The following is a 20740-nucleotide window of genomic DNA, read 5'->3' on the forward strand; positions in this document are numbered from 1 at the left end:
GGTTGGCCGGCTGGGCCCATGATTTCATGCCCGGACGGCCGAGCGGTGCGCGCAGGGGTCGCATGATGGTGCCCCTGGGGGCGCACACACGCTCCAGGGGCACCGACTCATCCTTCTGCCGACCTGGGTCAGCCGCCGAGCGCACCGCCCCCGCCGGCGGACTCGGCCCGCGCGACCATGGGGTCGGTGTTGAGGCGGATGACTCCGTAGTCGTAGGCGTGCCGGCGGTAGACGACACTAGGCTCCTTCGACTCCGAGTCGACGAACAAGTAGAAGTCGTGCCCGACGAGTTCCATCTCGTAGAGCGCCTGGTCGAGCGTCATGGGGGCCGCCACGTGGGACTTCTCGCGGACCACGAGCGGGCCTTCGCCCTGGATCTCCAGTGAGCCGATCCTCTTGACGGGCACGCCGTCCGGCTCGTCTTCGCGTACGACCGTGCCGTCTCCGTTGAGAGTGGCCGCGTCCGGCACCCGCTCGGCCACCTCGGCGGCGGAGAGCCTGCCGGTGCCGCGCCGGTTGTGGCGCTTCTCGTGCTGCTTGCGCAGCCGTGCGTCGAGCTTGGCCGTTGCCAGGTCGAGCGCCGCGTACGGATCGGTCGCCGCGGCCTCAGCGCGGATCACCGGTCCGCGCCCGCGGAGGGTGATCTCCACGCGGTCGGAACGGTCTGCCTGACGCGGGTTGGCCTCCTTGGACACCTCGACGTCCAGGCTGATCACCTTGGCGTCAAGCTTCTGGATCTTCTCCAGGTTCAGCTTCTCGGCCACGTGCTTGCGGAACCGCTCGGTTACCTCGGTCTTGCGGCCCTTGACGACGATGTCCACGCAGAACTCCGTTCCCGGATCGCCCCGCTTCGGTGGCGGAGCATCTCCCTTTTGCACCAGGCCCCGGTGACTCCCGGAGCCTCGGACTCGGTGACTTCCACCTCCTCCTCCCCCGCGAACAAGATCTCCACCCCGACCGGCCCGGGTGATTGCGAAAAACCCGGCAGCCGGCATTCCGATATGCGAGGGCCAGCGTCCGCCATTCCTCACAACCGAACATATCTCGCTCGGACGGATGTCGTCACCCTCTACCGCTGCATACCTCCATTCAGGTGTATTGACCCTCTCGCTACCTGCAACGATGCAAGTTCCCCGTCAGTTCCGGTTTATTCCGAAAGAATCCGGTGAGGAGGCAACAACAGCTGCGATGATCGTGTTCTCGCAGGTAATTTCACGGGCTGTTACCAATGGGGCCGGCCCTCGACTTTCCGTGCGTACGTCACGTATTGCGCGGGCCGCCTCGGCCAACGTCGCACCCGTGGTCATCAGGTCGTCCACGACCACGATCCGCCCGCCGGCCAGGAGCCGCCCGCCCCCGGCGGTCACCTCCAAGGCGCCTCGCAGATTCGCCCGCCGCTGACGGGAGTTGAGCCCCGCCTGGTCGGCCACGGCACGCCGCTGGCGCAGCACCCCGAGGACCCGGGCCCGCGTCCCGCCCCGCCGCAGCTCGCTCGCGGCGGCCAGCGCGATCCGCCGGACGGGATCATGACCTCGCGCCCGCACGGCCCCGCGAGCCGACGGCACGGGCACCAGCAGTACCGGAGCGTCACCACCGGCCCCCGAGAGCCGCCCCTGCCACGGCCCGGCGCCTTCCCGCAGCCCGGCCCGCACCGCCCCGGCGAGCCCGAGGCCCAACGGCGCCGCGAGCCCGAGGACGCCCCGCTCCTTGTGCGCGATCAGCACCTCCCGCACCGCGTTCCCGTACGGCGCCGCCGCATGCACGACCGGCAGCCCCGCCGGCCGGGGATCGGGGCTCACCCGGCGCGGCACGGCCCCGTACAGGGACTCGCGGCACTCGGCGCAGAGCACCGCACGCGGCCTGCCACAGCCTCCGCACGCGGCCGGCAGCACCAGATCGGTGAGGTCCTGCCACCACCCCGGCATGCCCACCACTGTGCCAAGACGTGCGCGCCCCTGCCACCCCTGTGGAAAACCGCCTGTGGACGACCACCCGGGAACAACCGCTCGCGGACAACTCGGCGGCACGAACGGGTCGTTGCCCCGCGCGAGCGGTCACCGCACCGACGAGCCAGAGCATCACCCCGACGGGCCACAGCAGCACCCCGACGCCCGCCCGGAGGGACATCACCCCGGATAGACCGGAGCCGTCCCCTCCTTGACCACCGTCTGCCACTGCGCGCCCGTCGGCAGCCGCACGATCCCGTCGTCCGAGTGCGCCACCAGCGGCTGCCGCTCGTCCTCGGACGCCGCGATCTCCTTCACGCCGGTGAGGCCGGGCAGCGTGGCGCCCGCGGGCACCGAGCCGTCGCTCTGCACGTACCGCATCTGCTGCACGCCGCCGAACTCCCGCCCGACCACCACGAGACGGCTGCCGCCCGCCCACGACATGGCGGTGACCTCCTCCATCTGCGGCGCCGCCTGGCGCAGTTCGTCCACGGAGATCTGCGGCTGCTCGCCCTTGACGCCGGTCCGCTCGACACGGCCGATCTGCAAGGTCTTCTTGCCGTCCTTCTTCACGAGCAGCGCGATCCGTACGCCGTCGGCCGACACCCGCACCGCCTCGATCCGCCCGTCGAGGTTCGAGATCTTGACCGGCAGCGGCTCTCCCGCGCCCTGCTCCAGCCAGAGCAGCCGGGGCCGCTTCGGATCCCGGTCGGCCACCCAGAGGTCGCCACGGCCGTCCCAGCTGGGCGTGGAGAGGCCGTCCTGCTCCGACTTGGCCTTGCTGCGCACCTCCGGCTTGCCGAGCGCGCCGTCGGTGACCAGCGACCCCATGTACAGCGCGCGCCCGTCCAGCGACACCCCGGCCGCCCGCTCCTCGTCCCGCGACACGGCGGCCGACCGCAGCGGCTGCTCGCCGCTGCCCAACTGCCCCTGCACGGGCTGCGGATCGACCTTGCCCTCGGAGTTGGCCCGCATCCGTACGAGGCGCCGCTTGTCGTCGATCAGATACTGGAAGTCGGGGTGGTCGGCGGTGCGCCGGGAGGCGACCGACTCGGCCCGCTCCTTGCTCAGGACGCACAGCTGCGAGCCGTTGCGGCGCTGGAGCTCCACCTCCTCGACGCCGGACGAGGTCAGGTCCTGGAGCGTGGAGAGCAGTTGCGCGGCCATCTCCGTGCACCGCTCCTGGCCTATGGGATCGGCCTTGGCGTTCAGCGGCACCGTCAGCTTGCCCTGGTCGTCGGGCGCCAGCGTCTTGGTGCCCTCCTTGAGCCGCGTGCCGGTCGGGAAACGCGTGCCCACGACCTGCTTGAGCCAGGTGGTCGGCCCGTCGAGCAGCGCCTTGACGGTCTCCGTCACGGGGTCTATTCGCTGGCGTATGTAGACGGGGTCGGCGACGAGCCCTTCCTGGCCGCCACCGGCCGCGCCGGACGAACGCGTCGCGAAGTAGTACTTGTTGACGGACCAGTAGATGCGCTGGAAGTCGGACTGCCCGAGCACGACGCCCTGCGGCACCCGGTCGATCCGCCACTCCTTGCCGCCCGCCCCGTCCTGCTGCGTGAGGTGGACGGTCTGGTTGTACGCGCGCCCGTCGAGCTGGTACGCGTGCTCCTTGTCCACGGTGGCGACCTTGCGGCCGGTCAGCGGGAAGGACCGGCCGGTGTCCCCGGGGTCCCCGACACTGCCCGAGCCCGTGTTCGGACCGTTCTCCAGGACCGTGGTCTGCACGCCCGGGTCCCAGCTCTTGGAGGCGTCCTTCGTCAGATACTTGCGCGCCATCGCGAACTCGGGATCATCGCTGGTCAGCGCCTCCAGGAAGCCCTGGACGATCTCCTCGGGACCGGCGTCCTCACCCGGCGGCATCGCGTAGACCCGCACCTGCGACTGCGAGTCGGGCCGCTGGGAGGCGTCGACCGCCTTGAGGTTCCCGCTGTCGGGCATCGAGGCACAGCCCGCGAGCAGCACCCCGCAGGAGCCGAACAGCACACCGGCCCGCAGCGCACGCCGGCGAGCGCGGCGATCGTGGTCAGCGCCCACGAGAGGCCTCCCCTTCCCTGGCGGGATCCGTGTGCGTCCCGTCCGCGTGCCCCGGGTCCGCCGCGGTGTCCGCCGGCCGTTCGCCGGCGTTCCCGTCCGCGTCGGCCGCGGGCCCTTCGGGGCCCTGTGGCTCCTCGTGGCGCGGCAGGTCGTCGTCCAGCGGCCGCCGCGGCACGACCCGCGACCCGCTGCCGGGCAGCGCGGTGGGGTCCACCGCCGCCGCCTGGGCGAGCCGCGGCGCGATCGGCGCCCTCGCCGGGACCGGCGGCGGCACCCGCTCCGACGTCGAGGGCTGCGCGGGCACCGTGGCGAGCTTGTTCGCGCCGCCGAGCGGCAGGCCCGCGTCGTTCAGTCCGCGGTGGCGCCGCGAGTCGTCGGGCTCCAGCGGTATCGGCGAGCCCCGCAGCGGCTCGTCCGCCGTGCGCGGCAGCGTCAGCCGGAACTGCGAACCGCCGCCCGGCTCGCCCCACGCCTGGAGCCAGCCGCCGTGCAGCCGCGCGTCCTCCAGGGCGATGGAGAGCCCGAGGCCCGTGCCGCCCGTCGTCCGCGCGCGTGCCGGGTCGGCCCGCCAGAAGCGGCTGAACACCCGGGTCGCCTCGCCGGGCTTGAGGCCCACCCCGTAGTCCCGCACCGCGATCGCGACCGCGCCGCCCGCCACCGCGAGCCGCACCACGACGTCCTGGCCCTCGCCGTGCTCCACGGCGTTGACCACGAGGTTGCGCAGGACCCGCTCCACGCGGCGCGCGTCGGCCTCGGCGACCACGGGCTGCTGGTCCCCCACGACCCGGATGTGGGTCCCCTTGCGGTCCGCGAGCGGCTCGGCGCCGCCCACGACCCGTCGTACGACCTCGCGCAGGTCTATCGGCTCGGCCTCCAGGGCCGCCGCGCCCGCGTCGAACCGGCTGATCTCCAGCAGGTCGGCGAGCAGCGTCTCGAACCGGTCCAGCTGGTCGGCGAGCAGCTCGGCCGACCGCGCGGTCACCGGATCGAAGTCCACGCGCGCGTCGTGGATGACGTCGGCCGCCATCCGTACGGTCGTCAGCGGCGTCCGCAGCTCGTGCGAGACGTCCGAGACGAACCGGCGCTGCATGCGTGAGAGCTCCTCCAGCTGCTGGATCTTCAGCTGGAGGTTCTGCGCCATCTTGTTGAAGGCCTCGCCGAGCCGCGCGATGTCGTCCTCGCCGGTGACCTTCATACGTTCCTGGAGGCGCCCGGCGGACAGCCGCTCGGCGATGCCCGCGGCCATCCGCACCGGCGTGACGACCTGGCGCACCACCAGCCAGGCGATGGCACCGAGAAGCACGACGACGAAGAGGCCGGCGGTGGCGAGGGTCGTTCTGACGACGCCGAGGGACTCCTCCTCCTGCGTCAGCGGGAAGAGGTAGTACAGCTGGTAGGGGTCGCCGTTCAGGTCGTTCAGGCGCTTGCCTATGACGAGGCCGGGCTGTGCGTCACGGCCGTCGTTGAAGACGATGCGCGTATTGCTCTGATAAGCCCTGGTGCCCTTGTCGACGCTGCTGCGCAGGGACTCGGGCACGCTCTGGATCGGGTCCACGCCCCCGGAGGCACGGGGCCCGCGCACGCTGCCGCCGTCGGCGCTGGACGTCGGGCTGAGCGTCACCACGTTGAACGCGCTCTGGCCGCCGCTGGAGAGCTGCTCCACCAGGTCGGACATCCACACGGCGGTGGGCGGCGTGGCCCCTCCGTCGGTCGTGCCGGTGTCCTGCCCGGAGCGCGGCCGGGCGGCGTTCGCCTCGTCCTGGGCCGCCCGGAAGCCACCGTCGGCCTGGCTCTGCGAGGCCTTGACCTTGGCCTTGAGCAGGCCGTTGTTCACCGAGCTCATGACGGCGAAGCCCAGCATCAGGACCACGCCGAGCGACATGAGGAGCGTCGTGACGACGACCTTCAGCTGGATGTTGCGCCGCCACAGCCGCAGCGCGGGCAGCAGCGGCCGCCGTACCCAGCGCACGAAGAGCCTCAGGACGGGGCTGCCCTGTACCCCGTCCTGCAACAGCAGACCGCCGTCGAGCAGCCGCCCGAAGGTGGAGGCGCGCCGCCCGCCAGTCCGCCCCGGGCGACCGCCCGGGGCCGGAGCCCCGGGCGGTGCGGGGGAACTGTCCCGGGACATGTCAGCTCGGTCCGGCCTTGTAGCCGACACCACGGACGGTCACCACGATCTCCGGACGCTCGGGGTCCCGCTCGACCTTCGAGCGCAGCCGCTGGACGTGCACGTTCACCAGACGGGTGTCGGCCGCGTGGCGGTAGCCCCAGACCTGCTCCAGGAGCACCTCACGCGTGAACACCTGCCACGGCTTGCGGGCGAGCGCGACCAGCAGGTCGAACTCCAGCGGGGTCAGCGCGATCGACTGGCCCTCCCGCTTCACGGAGTGCCCCGCCACGTCGATGACCAGGTCACCGATGGTCAGCTGCTCCGGCGCGGGCTCCTCGGACCTCCGCAGCCGCGCCCTGATGCGGGCCACGAGCTCCTTCGGCTTGAAGGGCTTCACGATGTAGTCGTCGGCGCCGGACTCGAGCCCGACCACGACGTCCACGGTGTCGCTCTTGGCCGTGAGCATGACGATCGGCACCCCGGACTCCGCCCTGATCAGGCGGCACACCTCGATGCCGTCACGGCCCGGCAACATCAAATCCAGCAGTACAAGATCCGGCTTTGCCTCCCTGAAAGCGGCCAGCGCCTTGTCGCCATCAGCTACGAACGACGGCTCAAAACCTTCACCACGCAGCACAATCCCGAGCATCTCGGCCAGTGCGGTGTCGTCGTCGACGACAAGGACTCGTCCCTTCATGCCTGACATCATCCCATTAGCTCATCGTTACCTGGCGTGACCTGGCACACAGCTCTCCCAGGCCCTCTGCTGTCACGGGCGACACGACACCCTCCTCGGTGACGATCGCCGTCACCAGTTCCGGTGGTGTCACGTCGAACGCGGGGTTGTACGCCTGGGTCCCCAGAGGTGCCACCGCGATCCCGCCTCCCGCTTCGAAACCGGCCATCGGCACATAGGGTGCCGTGACCTCCGTCACTTCATGACTCGCCCGCTGTTCCACCTCGATGGACGCTCCGTCCGGGGTGTCCGGGTCCACGGTCGTGACCGGCGCCACCACGATGAACGGGACGTGGTGGTAGCGGGCGAGCACCGCGAGCGGATAGCTCCCCACCTTGTTCGCCACCGAACCGTCGGCCGCGATGCGGTCGGCGCCGACCAGCACGGCATCCACCTCACCCGCCGCGAACAGCGACCCCGCCGCATTGTCCGTAAGCAAGGTGTACGCCATTCCGGCCCGCGCCGCCTCATACGCGGTCAGCCTCGAACCCTGCAGCAAGGGACGCGTCTCGTCCACCCACAGCCTGCGCAGACGCCCCTGCCGGTGCGCGGCGAGGGCCACCGCGAACGCCGTGCCCTCCCCGCCGGAGACCAGCGCGCCCGTGTTGCAGTGGGTCAGGACCCGGTGCCCGCCGCCGGGCAGCATCTCGTCGAGCAGCGCCAGACCGTGCGCCGCCATCCGCCCGCTGGCCTCGGCGTCCTCCCGGTGCAGCGCCCGCGCGGCGTCCAGGGCCGCGGCGGCCGCACGATCCCCGCCGGCGCCGGCCGCCAGCGCCGCGCGGTGGGCCGCAAGGGCCCTGTGCACGCCGTACCCGAGGTTGACCGCGGTGGGTCTGGCCCCCGCGAGCGCCTCCGCCGCCTCGTCCACGTCGAAGCCGCGGACGGCCGCCAGCGCGACGCCGTAGGCGCCCGCTATGCCGAGCAGCGGCGCACCGCGCACCGCGAGCGTGCGGATCGCCTGCACCAGGGCCGGTGCGTCCGTGCACACCAGCTCGGTCTCCTCGCCGGGCAGCCTGGTCTGGTCGAGGAGGACCAGTACGGGGCCCTCCGGAGGTTCGGCCCAGCGGATCGCGGAGATCGCCGGGCTCGCCGCCTTGCCGTCGTTCGCCGAGCTCGTAGGGGTGTCGGTCGGCCGTGTGTCCTCGCCTGATTGCGCGTACTGATCAGCCATCCGCCCAGTCTGCCCCTTACCTGACGGACAATTGAAGGTGTGCAGCCCATACGCTGCCCGGTCACCGCACGGGTGTGCCGTGGCACGATGGCTGCAACCTGCCGCCGCGACCGCGGACGGGCACCGTGAAGGAGCGACGATGAACGACACTCCGGGCTGGGCTTCGCCCGGATCTGCCCCCTCCGACGACGGACAGGACTCCGGCGGGCGCGCACCCGCAGAGCCCACCGAGCCCACGGACCGGCCGGAGGGTACGCCCTCGAAGTGGTCCAAGGAGCAGCCGCCGCCCGCCCAGTGGTCCGCCCCCAGCCCGCCGGCCGCCGGTCAGACCCCGCCCCCGCCGCCTCCGCCGCCCGGCGGCGGCTGGGGCGGAGGCCGTCCCCCCGGCCCCGGCGGCCCCGGAGGTCCCGGCGGCTACCCCGGCTGGGGCGCCTGGCAGGGCCCGCCGCCCGCCGCCAAGCCCGGCGTCATCCCGCTGCGGCCCCTGGGCGTCGGCGAGATCCTGGACGGCGCGGTCTCCACGATGCGTACGTACTGGCGCACGGTGCTCGGCATCTCCCTCGCCGTGGCCGTGTTCACGGAGATCGTCGTCATCCTGCTCCAGGGGCTCGTCCTCGACGACAGCGCTTCGACCGAGGCCCTCGACGACCCGAGCGCGACCGTCGGTGAACTGACCCGCGCCCTGGGCGACACCCTGCTGAGCTCCGGCGTGATCCTGCTGATCACCCTGCTCGGCACGATCGTCGCCACCGCCCTGCTCACGATGGTCACCAGCCGCGCGGTGCTCGGAAAGTCGGTCACCACGGCCGAGGCCTGGCAGGACGCCAAGCCGCGGCTGCCGAAGCTGATCGGCCTGACGCTGCTCCTTCCGCTCATCGGCATGGCGATCGTCGCCGCGGGCACCGTGCCCGGCGTGCTGATCGCGGTGGCCGGCGCCTCCGACGCGGGCATCAGCCTCGCCGTACTCGGCGGCTTCGCCGCGGGCGTCGTCGCCGTCTGGCTCCTGGTCCGCTTCTCGCTCGCCTCGCCCGCCCTGATGCTGGAGAAGCAGGGCGTACGGAAGTCGATGACCCGCTCGGCGAAGCTGGTCCGCGGCTCCTGGTGGCGGGTGTTCGGCATCCAGCTGCTGGCCGCGATCATCGCCAACGTAGTGGCGTCGATCATCGTCATCCCCTTCACCCTCATCGCGGGCGCGGTCAGCGGCGACGGGGTGACCGGCTTCCTCGACAGCGGCACCGGCGACCTCGGCTGGACCTTTCTGATCGTCAGCGGCGTCGGCTCGGTCATCGGCTCGATGCTGACCTTCCCGATCACCGCCGGCGTCACCGTCCTGCTCTACATCGACCAGCGGATCCGGCGCGAGGCCCTCGACCTCGAACTGGCGCGTGCGGCGGGCCTCCAGGACGCCGGCGGATCCTACGCCCCCGGAACTCCCGGAAGCTGATGCGGTGACGGGGGCGGTTCTGCACGGCTCAGGAGCGGCGAGCGCACGTCTCGTCCTCGCCCGCGGCGGCGAGGACGAACCACCGGTGACGATTCCGCGCGCCCCCGCACGGGAAGCCGCCGAGCGCGAACTCTCCAGGCCCGCGTACCACGAGAACGACCCCAGCCTCCTCCAGCGGGCCCTGAACCGCTTCTGGGAGTGGGTCGACGACCTGTTCACCGCCGCCTCGGGGGCGACCCCGGGCGGCGGTCTGGGTCTGCTGGTCATCGTCATCGCCGTACTGGCGCTCGTCGCCGCCCTGTGGTGGCGCCTCGGCACCCCGCACCGCGCCCCCGCGTCGGCCCCGGTGCTCTTCGACGACCGCCCGCGCACCGCGGCCGAACACCGCGCGTCCGCCGAGGCACACGCCGCCCAGGGCCACTGGAACCAAGCCGTCCAGGAGCGCATGCGCGCGATCGTCCGCTCCCTGGAGGAGCGCGCCCTCCTGGACCCCCGCCCCGGCCGCACCGCCGACGAGGCAGCGGCGGAGGCCTCCCGCACCCTCCCCACCCACGCCACGGAACTCCGGGCGGCGGCCCAGTCGTTCGACGCCATCACGTACGGCGCCCGCACGGCAACAGAACCGACCTACACCCGTCTGACCACCCTGGACAACGAACTGACAAGAACAAAACCCACCCTCAGCAGCGCCACGCAGGGAGCTTCGAGGTGACGCGCGCGGAGGGTGAGGGAACCCCAGGGGTTGAGGGGAACGCGGACAGTCAGGGAAGCACGCAGAACTCCGAGGCATCGAGCAGCGCCCCCGCGCCCGCCGCCCCCACCAAGACGGCACTCGCGCCCGACCCTGCCCCCGCACCCGCCTCCGCCTCTCCCCCTGCTCCTGCTCCTGCTCCTGCCGAGGGCCCCTCCCCCACCTCCGCGGCCCGCACCCCCCGCCAGCTCTGGACCAAGACCCGCGGCCTCCTCCTCGCCCTGGTCGTCCTGCTGGCGGCAGCCATCGCCATCGCCGCCGTCCGCTCCGGGGCTCAGCACGGCCGGCTCGACCCGCGCTCGGCCGACGCCTACGGCAGCCGAGCCGTCGCCGAACTGCTCGCCGACCGAGGCGTGTCCACCCGCGTGGTCACCACCTCCGAAGAGGCCAAGGCCGCCGCAGGCCCGGACACCACGCTCCTGGTGACCGCCCCCGACCGCCTCACCGAGCGCCAGCAGTCACGCCTCCACGCGGCCACCGAGAACTCCCGGGGCCGCACCGTCCTGCTCGCCCCCGGCACCCCCTCGGTCGGCACCCTCGCACCCGGGGTCACCGCGGACCCCACCCCCAGCCTCGACTCGACGCTCTCCCCCCGCTGCTCCCTGCCCGCCGCACAGCGCGCCGGCTCCGCGGACGTGGGCGGCCTGCGCTACGACACCCTCGCCCCGGACGCCGAAGCCTGCTACCTCAGCGACGGCCTGCCCAGCCTCCTGCACCTCCCCGCGGCCAAGGGCGACGGCGACACCGTCGTGCTCGGCGCCCCCGACATCCTCTTCAACGACCGCCTCGACGAGCAGGGCAACGCCTCACTCGCCCTGCAACTCCTCGGCTCCCGGCCCCACTTGGTCTGGTACCTCCCCTCCCTCTCCGACGACGCCGCGACGGACGAAGCCGACCGCGACTTCTTCGACCTGATCCCCGACGGCTGGCTCTGGGGCACCCTGCAACTCACCGTCGCCGCCGTACTCGCCGCCCTGTGGCGCGCCCGCCGCCTCGGCCCGCTGGTCCCCGAACGCCTCCCCGTGGCCATCCGCGCCTCGGAAACCGTCGAAGGCCGAGCCCGCCTCTACCGCAAGGCGAACGCCCGCGACCGCGCCTCCGCGGCCCTCCGCTCGGCCACCCGCACCCGCATCGCCCCCCTCATCGGCGTCTCCCCCGCCCAGGCACACGCGCCCGAGACCCTGCTCCCCGCCCTCTCCGCCAGGCTCCGCACCCCCGGCCAGGACCTGCACCCCCTCCTCTTCGGCCCACCCCCCGGCAAGGACGCCGAGCTCATCACCCTCGCCGACCAACTCGACGCCCTCGAAAGAGAGGTACGTACTTCATGATGGACCCGACCACTGACAACGCCGGGAGCTCCGGCAGCGCCCGCTCCTCCCTGGAGTCCCTGCGCACCGAGATCTCCAAGGCCGTGGTCGGTCAGGACCCCGCGGTGACGGGCCTCGTCGTGGCCCTCCTCTGCCGCGGTCACGTCCTTCTCGAAGGCGTCCCCGGAGTGGCGAAGACCCTGCTCGTCCGCGCCCTCGCCGCCTCCCTCGAACTCGACACCAAGCGCGTCCAGTTCACCCCCGACCTCATGCCGAGCGACGTCACCGGCTCCCTCATCTACGACGCCCGCACCACCGAGTTCTCGTTCCAGCCGGGCCCGGTCTTCACCAACCTCCTCCTCGCCGACGAGATCAACCGCACCCCGCCCAAGACCCAGTCCTCCCTCCTCGAAGCGATGGAGGAACGCCAGGTCACGGTCGACGGCACCCCGCGCCCGCTCCCCGAGCCCTTCCTCGTCGCGGCCACCCAGAACCCGGTCGAGTACGAAGGCACGTACCCGCTCCCGGAAGCCCAGCTGGACCGTTTCCTCTTGAAGCTCACCGTCCCCCTCCCCTCCCGCGAGGACGAGATCGACGTCCTCACCCGCCACGCGGAAGGCTTCAACCCCCGCGACCTGGCCGCCGCCGGCATCCGCCCCGTCGCGGGCCCCGCCGACCTGGAAGCGGCCCGCGCGGCCGTCGCCAAGACCTCCGTCTCCCCCGAGATCACCGCGTACGTGGTGGACATCTGCCGCGCCACGCGCGAGTCCCCGTCCCTCACCCTCGGCGCCTCCCCCCGAGGCGCGACCGCGCTCCTGTCGACGGCCCGCGCCTGGGCCTGGCTGACGGGCCGCGACTACGTCATCCCCGACGACGTGAAGGCCCTCGCGCTCCCCACCCTCCGCCACCGCGTCCAACTCCGCCCGGAAGCCGAGATGGAGGGCGTGACGGCGGACTCCGTCATCAACGCGATCCTCGCCCACGTCCCGGTCCCCCGCTGATGGCCCTCACCGGCCGCACAGCGCTCTTGGCGGCCCTCGGCACCCTCCCGGTGGGCCTCTGGGACCCCAGCTGGACCGGCATCCTCGCCGTGAACGCCCCGCTCGCCCTGGCCTGCGCCTGCGACTTCGCCCTGGCCGCTCCCGTACGCCGCCTGGGCCTGACCCGCACCGGCGACACCTCCGTACGCCTGGGAGAGTCCGCGGACGTCGAGCTGACCGTCACCAACCCCTCCGGCCGACCCCTGCGCGCCCAGCTCCGCGACGCCTGGCCCCCCAGCAGCTGGCACCCCGGCACCGAAGTCGAGGCATCCCGCCACCGGCTGACGATCCCTCCGGGCGAACGCCGCCGCCTCACCACCCGCCTCCGCCCCACCCGGCGTGGCGACCACCAGGCCGACCGCGTCACCATCCGCTCGTACGGCCCACTCGGTCTCCTCACCCGCCAGGGCAGCCACAAGGTCCCGTGGACGCTCCGGGTCCTGCCGCCCTTCACCAGCCGCAAGCACCTCCCGTCCAAGCTGGCCCGCCTGCGCGAACTCGACGGCCGCACCAGCGTCCTGACCCGCGGTCAGGGCACGGAGTTCGACAGCCTCCGCGACTACGTCCCCGGCGACGACACCCGCTCCATCGACTGGCGCGCCACCGCCCGCCAGTCCACCGTCGCCATCCGCACCTGGCGTCCCGAACGCGACCGCCACATCCTGCTGGTCCTCGACACGGGCCGCACCTCGGCGGGCCGCGTCGGAGACGCCCCGCGCCTCGACGCCTCCATGGACGCGGCCCTGCTCCTCGCGGCTCTGGCCTCCCGAGCGGGCGACCGCGTGGACCTCTTGGCCTACGACCGCCGCGTACGCGCCCTGGTGAGGGGCAAGGCGGCGGGCGAGGTACTCCCCTCGGTCGTCAACGCCCTGGCCACGATCGAACCGGAACTGGTCGAGACGGACGCCCGAGGCCTCACCTCGACGGCTCTGCGCACGGCCACCCGCAGCTCGCTGATCGTGCTCCTGACCAGCCTGGACGCGGCCCCCATCGAGGAGGGCCTGCTCCCTGTGCTCTCCCGCCTCACCCAGCGCCACACGGTTCTCCTGGCCTCGGTGGCCGACCCGCACATCGAGAAGATGTCCAAGGCCCGCGGAACGACAGAGGCCGTGTACGACGCCGCAGCCGCCGCCCAAGCGCACGCGGAACGCCACCGCACGGCAGAACACCTCACCCGCCACGGAGTCACCGTCGTCGACGCGACCCCCACGGACCTGGCCCCGGCACTGGCAGACGCCTACTTGTCCCTGAAAGCAGCCGGCCGCCTCTGAAGGCTTGAGGAAGCACCCGAGGAAATGCCCCTGAACATAAAAAGGATTTGAACGCAGAAAACCCCCGCACCCAGAGGGTGCGGGGGTTTCCCGTTAATGATAGTTCGGCGGCGTCCTACTCTCCCACAGGGTCCCCCCTGCAGTACCATCGGCGCTGTGAGGCTTAGCTTCCGGGTTCGGAATGTAACCGGGCGTTTCCCTCACGCTATGACCACCGAAACACTATGAAACTGTCAACCGCACCGCAGTCGTGGCCCGACATACGGGGTTGTTCGTGGTTTCAGAACCAACACAGTGGACGCGAGCAACTGAGGACAAGCCCTCGGCCTATTAGTACCAGTCACCTCCACCCGTTACCGGGCTTCCAGATCTGGCCTATCAACCCAGTCGTCTACTGGGAGCCTTAACCCCTCAAAGGGGGTGGGAATACTCATCTCGAAGCAGGCTTCCCGCTTAGATGCTTTCAGCGGTTATCCTTTCCGAACGTAGCCAACCAGCCATGCCCTTGGCAGGACAACTGGCACACCAGAGGTTCGTCCGTCCCGGTCCTCTCGTACTAGGGACAGCCCTTCTCAATATTCCTACGCGCACAGCGGATAGGGACCGAACTGTCTCACGACGTTCTAAACCCAGCTCGCGTACCGCTTTAATGGGCGAACAGCCCAACCCTTGGGACCGACTCCAGCCCCAGGATGCGACGAGCCGACATCGAGGTGCCAAACCATCCCGTCGATATGGACTCTTGGGGAAGATCAGCCTGTTATCCCCGGGGTACCTTTTATCCGTTGAGCGACGGCGCTTCCACAAGCCACCGCCGGATCACTAGTCCCGACTTTCGTCCCTGCTCGACCCGTCGGTCTCACAGTCAAGCTCCCTTGTGCACTTACACTCAACACCTGATTACCAACCAGGCTGAGGGAACCTTTGGGCGCCTCCGTTACTCTTTGGGAGGCAACCGCCCCAGTTAAACTACCCATCAGACACTGTCCCTGATCCGGATCACGGACCCAGGTTAGACATCCAGCACGACCAGAGTGGTATTTCAACGTTGACTCCACGAACACTGGCGTGCCCGCTTCACAGTCTCCCACCTATCCTACACAAGCCGAACCGAACACCAATATCAAACTGTAGTAAAGGTCCCGGGGTCTTTCCGTCCTGCTGCGCGAAACGAGCATCTTTACTCGTAGTGCAATTTCACCGGGCCTATGGTTGAGACAGTCGAGAAGTCGTTACGCCATTCGTGCAGGTCGGAACTTACCCGACAAGGAATTTCGCTACCTTAGGATGGTTATAGTTACCACCGCCGTTTACTGGCGCTTAAGTTCTCAGCTTCGCACACCCGAAAGTGCACTAACCGGTCCCCTTAACGTTCCAGCACCGGGCAGGCGTCAGTCCGTATACATCGCCTTACGGCTTCGCACGGACCTGTGTTTTTAGTAAACAGTCGCTTCTCGCTGGTCTCTGCGGCCACCCCCAGCTCATGGAGTAAATCCAATCACCAGTGATGGCCCCCCTTCTCCCGAAGTTACGGGGGCATTTTGCCGAGTTCCTTAACCATAGTTCACCCGAACGCCTCGGTATTCTCTACCTGACCACCTGAGTCGGTTTAGGGTACGGGCCGCCATGAAACTCGCTAGAGGCTTTTCTCGACAGCATAGGATCATCCACTTCACCACAATCGGCTCGGCATCAGGTCTCACCCTCATGTCATCCGGATTTACCTAGATGACGGGCTACACCCTTACCCCGGGACTACCACCGCCCGGGCTGGACTACCTTCCTGCGTCACCCCATCACTCACCTACTACCACCTTGGGTCGGCGGCTCCACCACTTCCCTTTGCCCGAAGGCTCCAGGACGGCTTCACGGCCTTAGCATTAATGGGCTCGATGTTTGACGCTTCACAGCGGGTACCGGAATATCAACCGGTTATCCATCGACTACGCCTGTCGGCCTCGCCTTAGGTCCCGACTTACCCTGGGCAGATCAGCTTGACCCAGGAACCCTTAGTCAATCGGCGCACACGTTTCTCACGTATGTATCGCTACTCATGCCTGCATTCTCACTCGTGAACCGTCCACCACTAGCTTCCGCTGCAGCTTCACCCGGCACACGACGCTCCCCTACCCATCCCAGCACCCGTTGGGCTTATTGCTGGAATGACACGACTTCGGCGGTACGCTTGAGCCCCGCTACATTGTCGGCGCGGAATCACTTGACCAGTGAGCTATTACGCACTCTTTCAAGGGTGGCTGCTTCTAAGCCAACCTCCTGGTTGTCTGTGCGACTCCACATCCTTTCCCACTTAGCGTACGCTTAGGGGCCTTAGTCGATGCTCTGGGCTGTTTCCCTCTCGACCATGGAGCTTATCCCCCACAGTCTCACTGCCGCGCTCTCACTTACCGGCATTCGGAGTTTGGCTAAGGTCAGTAACCCGGTAGGGCCCATCGCCTATCCAGTGCTCTACCTCCGGCAAGAAACACACGACGCTGCACCTAAATGCATTTCGGGGAGAACCAGCTATCACGGAGTTTGATTGGCCTTTCACCCCTAACCACAGGTCATCCCCCAGGTTTTCAACCCTGGTGGGTTCGGTCCTCCACGACCTCTTACAGCCGCTTCAACCTGCCCATGGCTAGATCACTCCGCTTCGGGTCTTGAGCGCGCTACTGAAACGCCCTATTCGGACTCGCTTTCGCTACGGCTTCCCCACACGGGTTAACCTCGCAACGCACCGCAAACTCGCAGGCTCATTCTTCAAAAGGCACGCAGTCACGACGTACAGCACAAGTGCTGCACGCGACGCTCCCACGGCTTGTAGGCACACGGTTTCAGGTACTATTTCACTCCGCTCCCGCGGTACTTTTCACCATTCCCTCACGGTACTATCCGCTATCGGTCACCAGGGAATATTTAGGCTTAACGGGTGGTCCCGCCAGATTCACACGGGATTTCTCGGGCCCCGTGCTACTTGGGTGTCTCTCAAACGAGCCGCTGATGTTTCGACTACGGGGGTCTTACCCTCTACGCCGGACCTTTCGCATGTCCTTCGCCTACATCAACGGTTTCTGACTCGTCTCACAGCCGGCAGACTGTGAAAGAGAGATCCCACAACCCCGCACACGCAACCCCTGCCGGGTCTCACACGTATACGGTTTGGCCTCATCCGGTTTCGCTCGCCACTACTCCCGGAATCACGGTTGTTTTCTCTTCCTGCGGGTACTGAGATGTTTCACTTCCCCGCGTTCCCTCCACACTGCCTATGTGTTCAGCAGCGGGTGACAGCCCATGACGACTGCCGGGTTTCCCCATTCGGAAACCCCCGGATCAAAGCCTGGTTGACGACTCCCCGGGGACTATCGTGGCCTCCCACGTCCTTCATCGGTTCCTGGTGCCAAGGCATCCACCGTGCGCCCTTAAAAACTTGGCCACAGATGCTCGCGTCCACTGTGCAGTTCTCAAACAACGACCAACCACCCGTCACACACCCTTACCAGGGCGCTATACCGGGGTCGGCAGTGAAGGCAGCCTTACGGCCATACCTTCAGATACCCAACAGCGTGCCCGGCCCGATCCATCAAACTCTGTGTTCCACGCCGAAGCAGTACTTACAGGTCCAACCGATCGTGCCGAATAGTCAACGTTCCACCCATGAGCTAACCACCGTCGAACATTTGCCGACGTAGTGGCTCTGGATTCCTTGCGGAATCTAGATGCTCCTTAGAAAGGAGGTGATCCAGCCGCACCTTCCGGTACGGCTACCTTGTTACGACTTCGTCCCAATCGCCAGTCCCACCTTCGACAGCTCCCTCCCACAAGGGGTTGGGCCACCGGCTTCGGGTGTTACCGACTTTCGTGACGTGACGGGCGGTGTGTACAAGGCCCGGGAACGTATTCACCGCAGCAATGCTGATCTGCGATTACTAGCAACTCCGACTTCATGGGGTCGAGTTGCAGACCCCAATCCGAACTGAGACAGGCTTTTTGAGATTCGCTCCGCCTTACGGCTTCGCAGCTCATTGTACCTGCCATTGTAGCACGTGTGCAGCCCAAGACATAAGGGGCATGATGACTTGACGTCGTCCCCACCTTCCTCCGAGTTGACCCCGGCAGTCTCCTGTGAGTCCCCATCACCCCGAAGGGCATGCTGGCAACACAGAACAAGGGTTGCGCTCGTTGCGGGACTTAACCCAACATCTCACGACACGAGCTGACGACAGCCATGCACCACCTGTATACCGACCACAAGGGGGGCACCATCTCTGATGCTTTCCGGTATATGTCAAGCCTTGGTAAGGTTCTTCGCGTTGCGTCGAATTAAGCCACATGCTCCGCTGCTTGTGCGGGCCCCCGTCAATTCCTTTGAGTTTTAGCCTTGCGGCCGTACTCCCCAGGCGGGGAACTTAATGCGTTAGCTGCGGCACCGACGACGTGGAATGTCGCCAACACCTAGTTCCCACCGTTTACGGCGTGGACTACCAGGGTATCTAATCCTGTTCGCTCCCCACGCTTTCGCTCCTCAGCGTCAGTAATGGCCCAGAGATCCGCCTTCGCCACCGGTGTTCCTCCTGATATCTGCGCATTTCACCGCTACACCAGGAATTCCGATCTCCCCTACCACACTCTAGCCTGCCCGTATCGACTGCAGACCCGGGGTTAAGCCCCGGGCTTTCACAACCGACGTGACAAGCCGCCTACGAGCTCTTTACGCCCAATAATTCCGGACAACGCTTGCGCCCTACGTATTACCGCGGCTGCTGGCACGTAGTTAGCCGGCGCTTCTTCTGCAGGTACCGTCACTTGCGCTTCTTCCCTGCTGAAAGAGGTTTACAACCCGAAGGCCGTCATCCCTCACGCGGCGTCGCTGCATCAGGCTTTCGCCCATTGTGCAATATTCCCCACTGCTGCCTCCCGTAGGAGTCTGGGCCGTGTCTCAGTCCCAGTGTGGCCGGTCGCCCTCTCAGGCCGGCTACCCGTCGTCGCCTTGGTGAGCTTCTACCTCACCAACTAGCTGATAGGCCGCGGGCTCATCCTGCACCGCCGGAGCTTTCAACCTTCTCCCATGCGAGAGAAAGTGTCATCCGGTATTAGACCCCGTTTCCAGGGCTTGTCCCAGAGTGCAGGGCAGATTGCCCACGTGTTACTCACCCGTTCGCCACTAATCCACCCCGAAGGGCTTCATCGTTCGACTTGCATGTGTTAAGCACGCCGCCAGCGTTCGTCCTGAGCCAGGATCAAACTCTCCGTGAATGTTTTCCCGTAATCGGGATCGCATCCGCGTTGAGCGGAACCAGGAAGAGGAATAATCTTCCGGTTCACAGCGTCCTCGCTGATGTTTTCTTCAAAGGAACCTCGTCCCGACCATGACGGCCGAAGACGGGGTATCAACATATCTGGCGTTGACTTTTGGCACGCTGTTGAGTTCTCAAGGAACGGACGCTTCCTTTGTACTCACCCTCTCGGGCTTTCCTCCGGGCGCTTCCCTTCGGTGTTTCTTTTGTCTTGCCGTCTTGCGTTTCCGACTCTATCAGACTCTTTCGTGTCCGATTTCCTCGGTGCCTTTCCGGTTCCCGCTCCGGCCTTTCGGCTTTCGCGTTTCCTTTTCCGGCGAGTCCGACTTTATCAGAAGTTTTCGGCCGGTCTTACCGGCTGGAGTTTCCGATTTATCGGGATGCGGCTTCTTGGCTTATGAGATTCAAGAAGCAGGCAGACTTTAACCGCCACCGCTGGACTTGTCCAGTTCTAGGCAACTGTTCGAATCTACCTCCCCAGTCCTTCCGTGTCAACGGTTTTTCTGGGGCGTCGAGGACACTAGCAGGTCAGCAGGGGCTGACGCACATCACGCTGCGGTGGGCACCGTGGCACTGCGTTCCATGGGGTCCAGGTCGCCCGTGGCGCCGGCGCGCGCGGCCCTGCCGCCCAGGACGTAGACGTAGGCCAGGAAGGCCAGTTCGGCGGCGATGCCGATGCTGATGCGGGCCCAGGTCGGCAGGCCGGACGGGGTGACGAAGCCTTCGATGGCGCCGGAGACGAACAGGACGAGCGCGAGGCCCACCGCCATGCCGAGGGCCGCTCTGCCCTCTTCGGCGAGTGCGGTTCGACGTGAGCGCGGGCCCGGGTCGATGAGCGTCCAGCCCAGGCGAAGCCCCGTACCGGCGGCGACGAAGACGGCCGTCAGTTCCAGGAGGCCGTGCGGGAGGACCAGACCGAGGAAGGTGTCCAGGCGGTCGGCGGAGGACATCAGGCCGATGCCGACGCCCAGGTTCAGCATGTTCTGGAAGAGGATCCAGATGACGGGGAAGCAGAGGAAAGCGCCCAGGACCAGGCACATGGCGGCTGCCTGGGCGTTGTTCGTCCACACCTGGGCGGCGAACGAGGCCGCGGGGTGGCTGGAGTAGTACGTCTCGTACTCACCGCCGGGGCGGGTGAGCTGGCGCAGTTCGTCCGGGGCCGCGATGGAGGACTGGACCTCCGGGTGCGTGGCGATCCACCAGCCGATGACGGCCGCGAGGACCGTCGAGAGGATCGCGGTGGGCACCCACCAGTGGCGGGAGCGGTAGACCGCCGCCGGGAAACCGTTGCCCAGGAAGTGCGTGACATCGCGCCAGGAGGCCTGGCGGGTGCCTGTCACGGCACTACGCGCGCGTGCCACGAGGTGGGTGAGGCGACCGGTGAGCTGCGGGTCCGGGGCGCTGGACCGGATCAGCGAGAGGTGGGTGGCGCTGCGTTGGTAGAGCGCGACGAGTTCGTCGGCCTCGGCTCCGGTCAGGCGGCGCCGACGGCGCAGCAGGGCGTCGAGTCGGTCCCACTCTGCTCGGTGGGCGGAGACGAAGACGTCGAGGTCCATCAGGTGGCTGCTCCTCGTACTGCGGCGCGATGCTGCCTCAGCTTGGCAGACTGGCCGTTCCGAGGGCAGGGCAGGGAAGG

General features: G+C 68.1%; 12 protein-coding genes and 3 rRNA genes. 5 read left to right on the forward strand and 10 right to left on the reverse strand.

Annotation, left to right across the window (positions count from 1 at the left end):
* Nucleotides 1–128 precede the first annotated feature (128 nt).
* The 6 genes from hpf to mtnA form a co-directional block, all read right to left on the reverse strand.
* Nucleotides 129–821, reverse strand: coding sequence for a ribosome hibernation-promoting factor, HPF/YfiA family (gene hpf / locus QBL25_RS17860; protein WP_409058031.1), 693 nt, complete (start codon nucleotides 819–821; stop codon nucleotides 129–131).
* Nucleotides 822–1136: 315 nt separating this feature from the next.
* Nucleotides 1137–1925, reverse strand: coding sequence for a ComF family protein (locus tag QBL25_RS17865; protein WP_409058032.1), 789 nt, complete (start codon nucleotides 1923–1925; stop codon nucleotides 1137–1139).
* Between the two features lie 201 nt (nucleotides 1926–2126).
* Nucleotides 2127–3980 (reverse strand): LpqB family beta-propeller domain-containing protein, encoded by a 1854-nt coding sequence (locus QBL25_RS17870; protein ID WP_409058033.1) that lies wholly within the window; start codon nucleotides 3978–3980, stop codon nucleotides 2127–2129.
* On the reverse strand, nucleotides 3970–6108 hold the full coding sequence (gene mtrB, locus QBL25_RS17875) for an MtrAB system histidine kinase MtrB (protein ID WP_409058034.1): 2139 nt from the start codon (nucleotides 6106–6108) through the stop codon (nucleotides 3970–3972). Before mtrB ends, QBL25_RS17870 begins: the two co-directional genes overlap by 11 nt.
* Before the next feature lies 1 nt (nucleotide 6109).
* Nucleotides 6110–6799, reverse strand: coding sequence for a two-component system response regulator MtrA (gene mtrA, locus QBL25_RS17880; RefSeq protein WP_202121190.1), 690 nt, complete (start codon nucleotides 6797–6799; stop codon nucleotides 6110–6112).
* 4 nt (nucleotides 6800–6803) lie between these two features.
* The gene (gene mtnA / locus QBL25_RS17885; RefSeq protein WP_409058035.1) at nucleotides 6804–7997 is read right to left on the reverse strand and encodes an S-methyl-5-thioribose-1-phosphate isomerase; all 1194 of its coding nucleotides are present in this window, start codon (nucleotides 7995–7997) and stop codon (nucleotides 6804–6806) included.
* Nucleotides 7998–8136: 139 nt separating this feature from the next.
* Between mtnA and QBL25_RS17890 the strand changes: the two genes are divergently transcribed.
* The 5 genes from QBL25_RS17890 to QBL25_RS17910 are packed head-to-tail and all read left to right on the forward strand — an operon-like array spanning nucleotide 8137 to nucleotide 13810.
* The gene (locus QBL25_RS17890) at nucleotides 8137–9441 is read left to right on the forward strand and encodes a glycerophosphoryl diester phosphodiesterase membrane domain-containing protein (RefSeq protein WP_409058036.1); all 1305 of its coding nucleotides are present in this window, start codon (nucleotides 8137–8139) and stop codon (nucleotides 9439–9441) included.
* Between the two features lie 4 nt (nucleotides 9442–9445).
* Nucleotides 9446–10153 carry a DUF4129 domain-containing protein gene (locus QBL25_RS17895; RefSeq protein ID WP_409058037.1) on the forward strand — a complete coding sequence of 236 codons (708 nt, stop codon included), beginning with the start codon at nucleotides 9446–9448 and terminating at the stop codon, nucleotides 10151–10153.
* On the forward strand, nucleotides 10150–11520 hold the full coding sequence (locus QBL25_RS17900; RefSeq protein ID WP_409058038.1) for a DUF4350 domain-containing protein: 1371 nt from the start codon (nucleotides 10150–10152) through the stop codon (nucleotides 11518–11520). The genes QBL25_RS17895 and QBL25_RS17900 overlap by 4 nt, the downstream gene beginning before the upstream one ends.
* Complete coding sequence (locus QBL25_RS17905; protein WP_409058039.1) at nucleotides 11520–12500, forward strand: AAA family ATPase; 981 nt, start codon at nucleotides 11520–11522, stop codon at nucleotides 12498–12500. Before QBL25_RS17900 ends, QBL25_RS17905 begins: the two co-directional genes overlap by 1 nt.
* Nucleotides 12500–13810, forward strand: a complete 1311-nt coding sequence (locus QBL25_RS17910; RefSeq protein WP_409058040.1) for a DUF58 domain-containing protein — start codon at nucleotides 12500–12502, stop codon at nucleotides 13808–13810. The genes QBL25_RS17905 and QBL25_RS17910 overlap by 1 nt, the downstream gene beginning before the upstream one ends.
* Before the next feature lie 102 nt (nucleotides 13811–13912).
* Here the strand turns inward: QBL25_RS17910 and rrf are convergent.
* The 4 genes from rrf to QBL25_RS17930 all read right to left on the reverse strand — a co-directional run bounded on the left by rrf (nucleotide 13913) and on the right by QBL25_RS17930 (nucleotide 20660).
* Nucleotides 13913–14029 (reverse strand): 5S ribosomal RNA (gene rrf / locus QBL25_RS17915).
* 91 nt (nucleotides 14030–14120) lie between these two features.
* A 23S ribosomal RNA gene (locus QBL25_RS17920) occupies nucleotides 14121–17243 on the reverse strand.
* Between the two features lie 294 nt (nucleotides 17244–17537).
* Nucleotides 17538–19063 (reverse strand): 16S ribosomal RNA (locus QBL25_RS17925).
* Together the 16S, 23S and 5S rRNA genes form the textbook arrangement of a ribosomal RNA operon.
* 589 nt (nucleotides 19064–19652) lie before the next feature.
* Nucleotides 19653–20660, reverse strand: a complete 1008-nt coding sequence (locus QBL25_RS17930) for a stage II sporulation protein M (protein ID WP_409058041.1) — start codon at nucleotides 20658–20660, stop codon at nucleotides 19653–19655.
* Nucleotides 20661–20740: the final 80 nt, after the last annotated feature.

Origin of the sequence: Streptomyces sp. SYP-A7185 (genome assembly GCF_046103685.1) — a bacterium.
Lineage (GTDB): Bacteria > Actinomycetota > Actinomycetes > Streptomycetales > Streptomycetaceae > Streptomyces.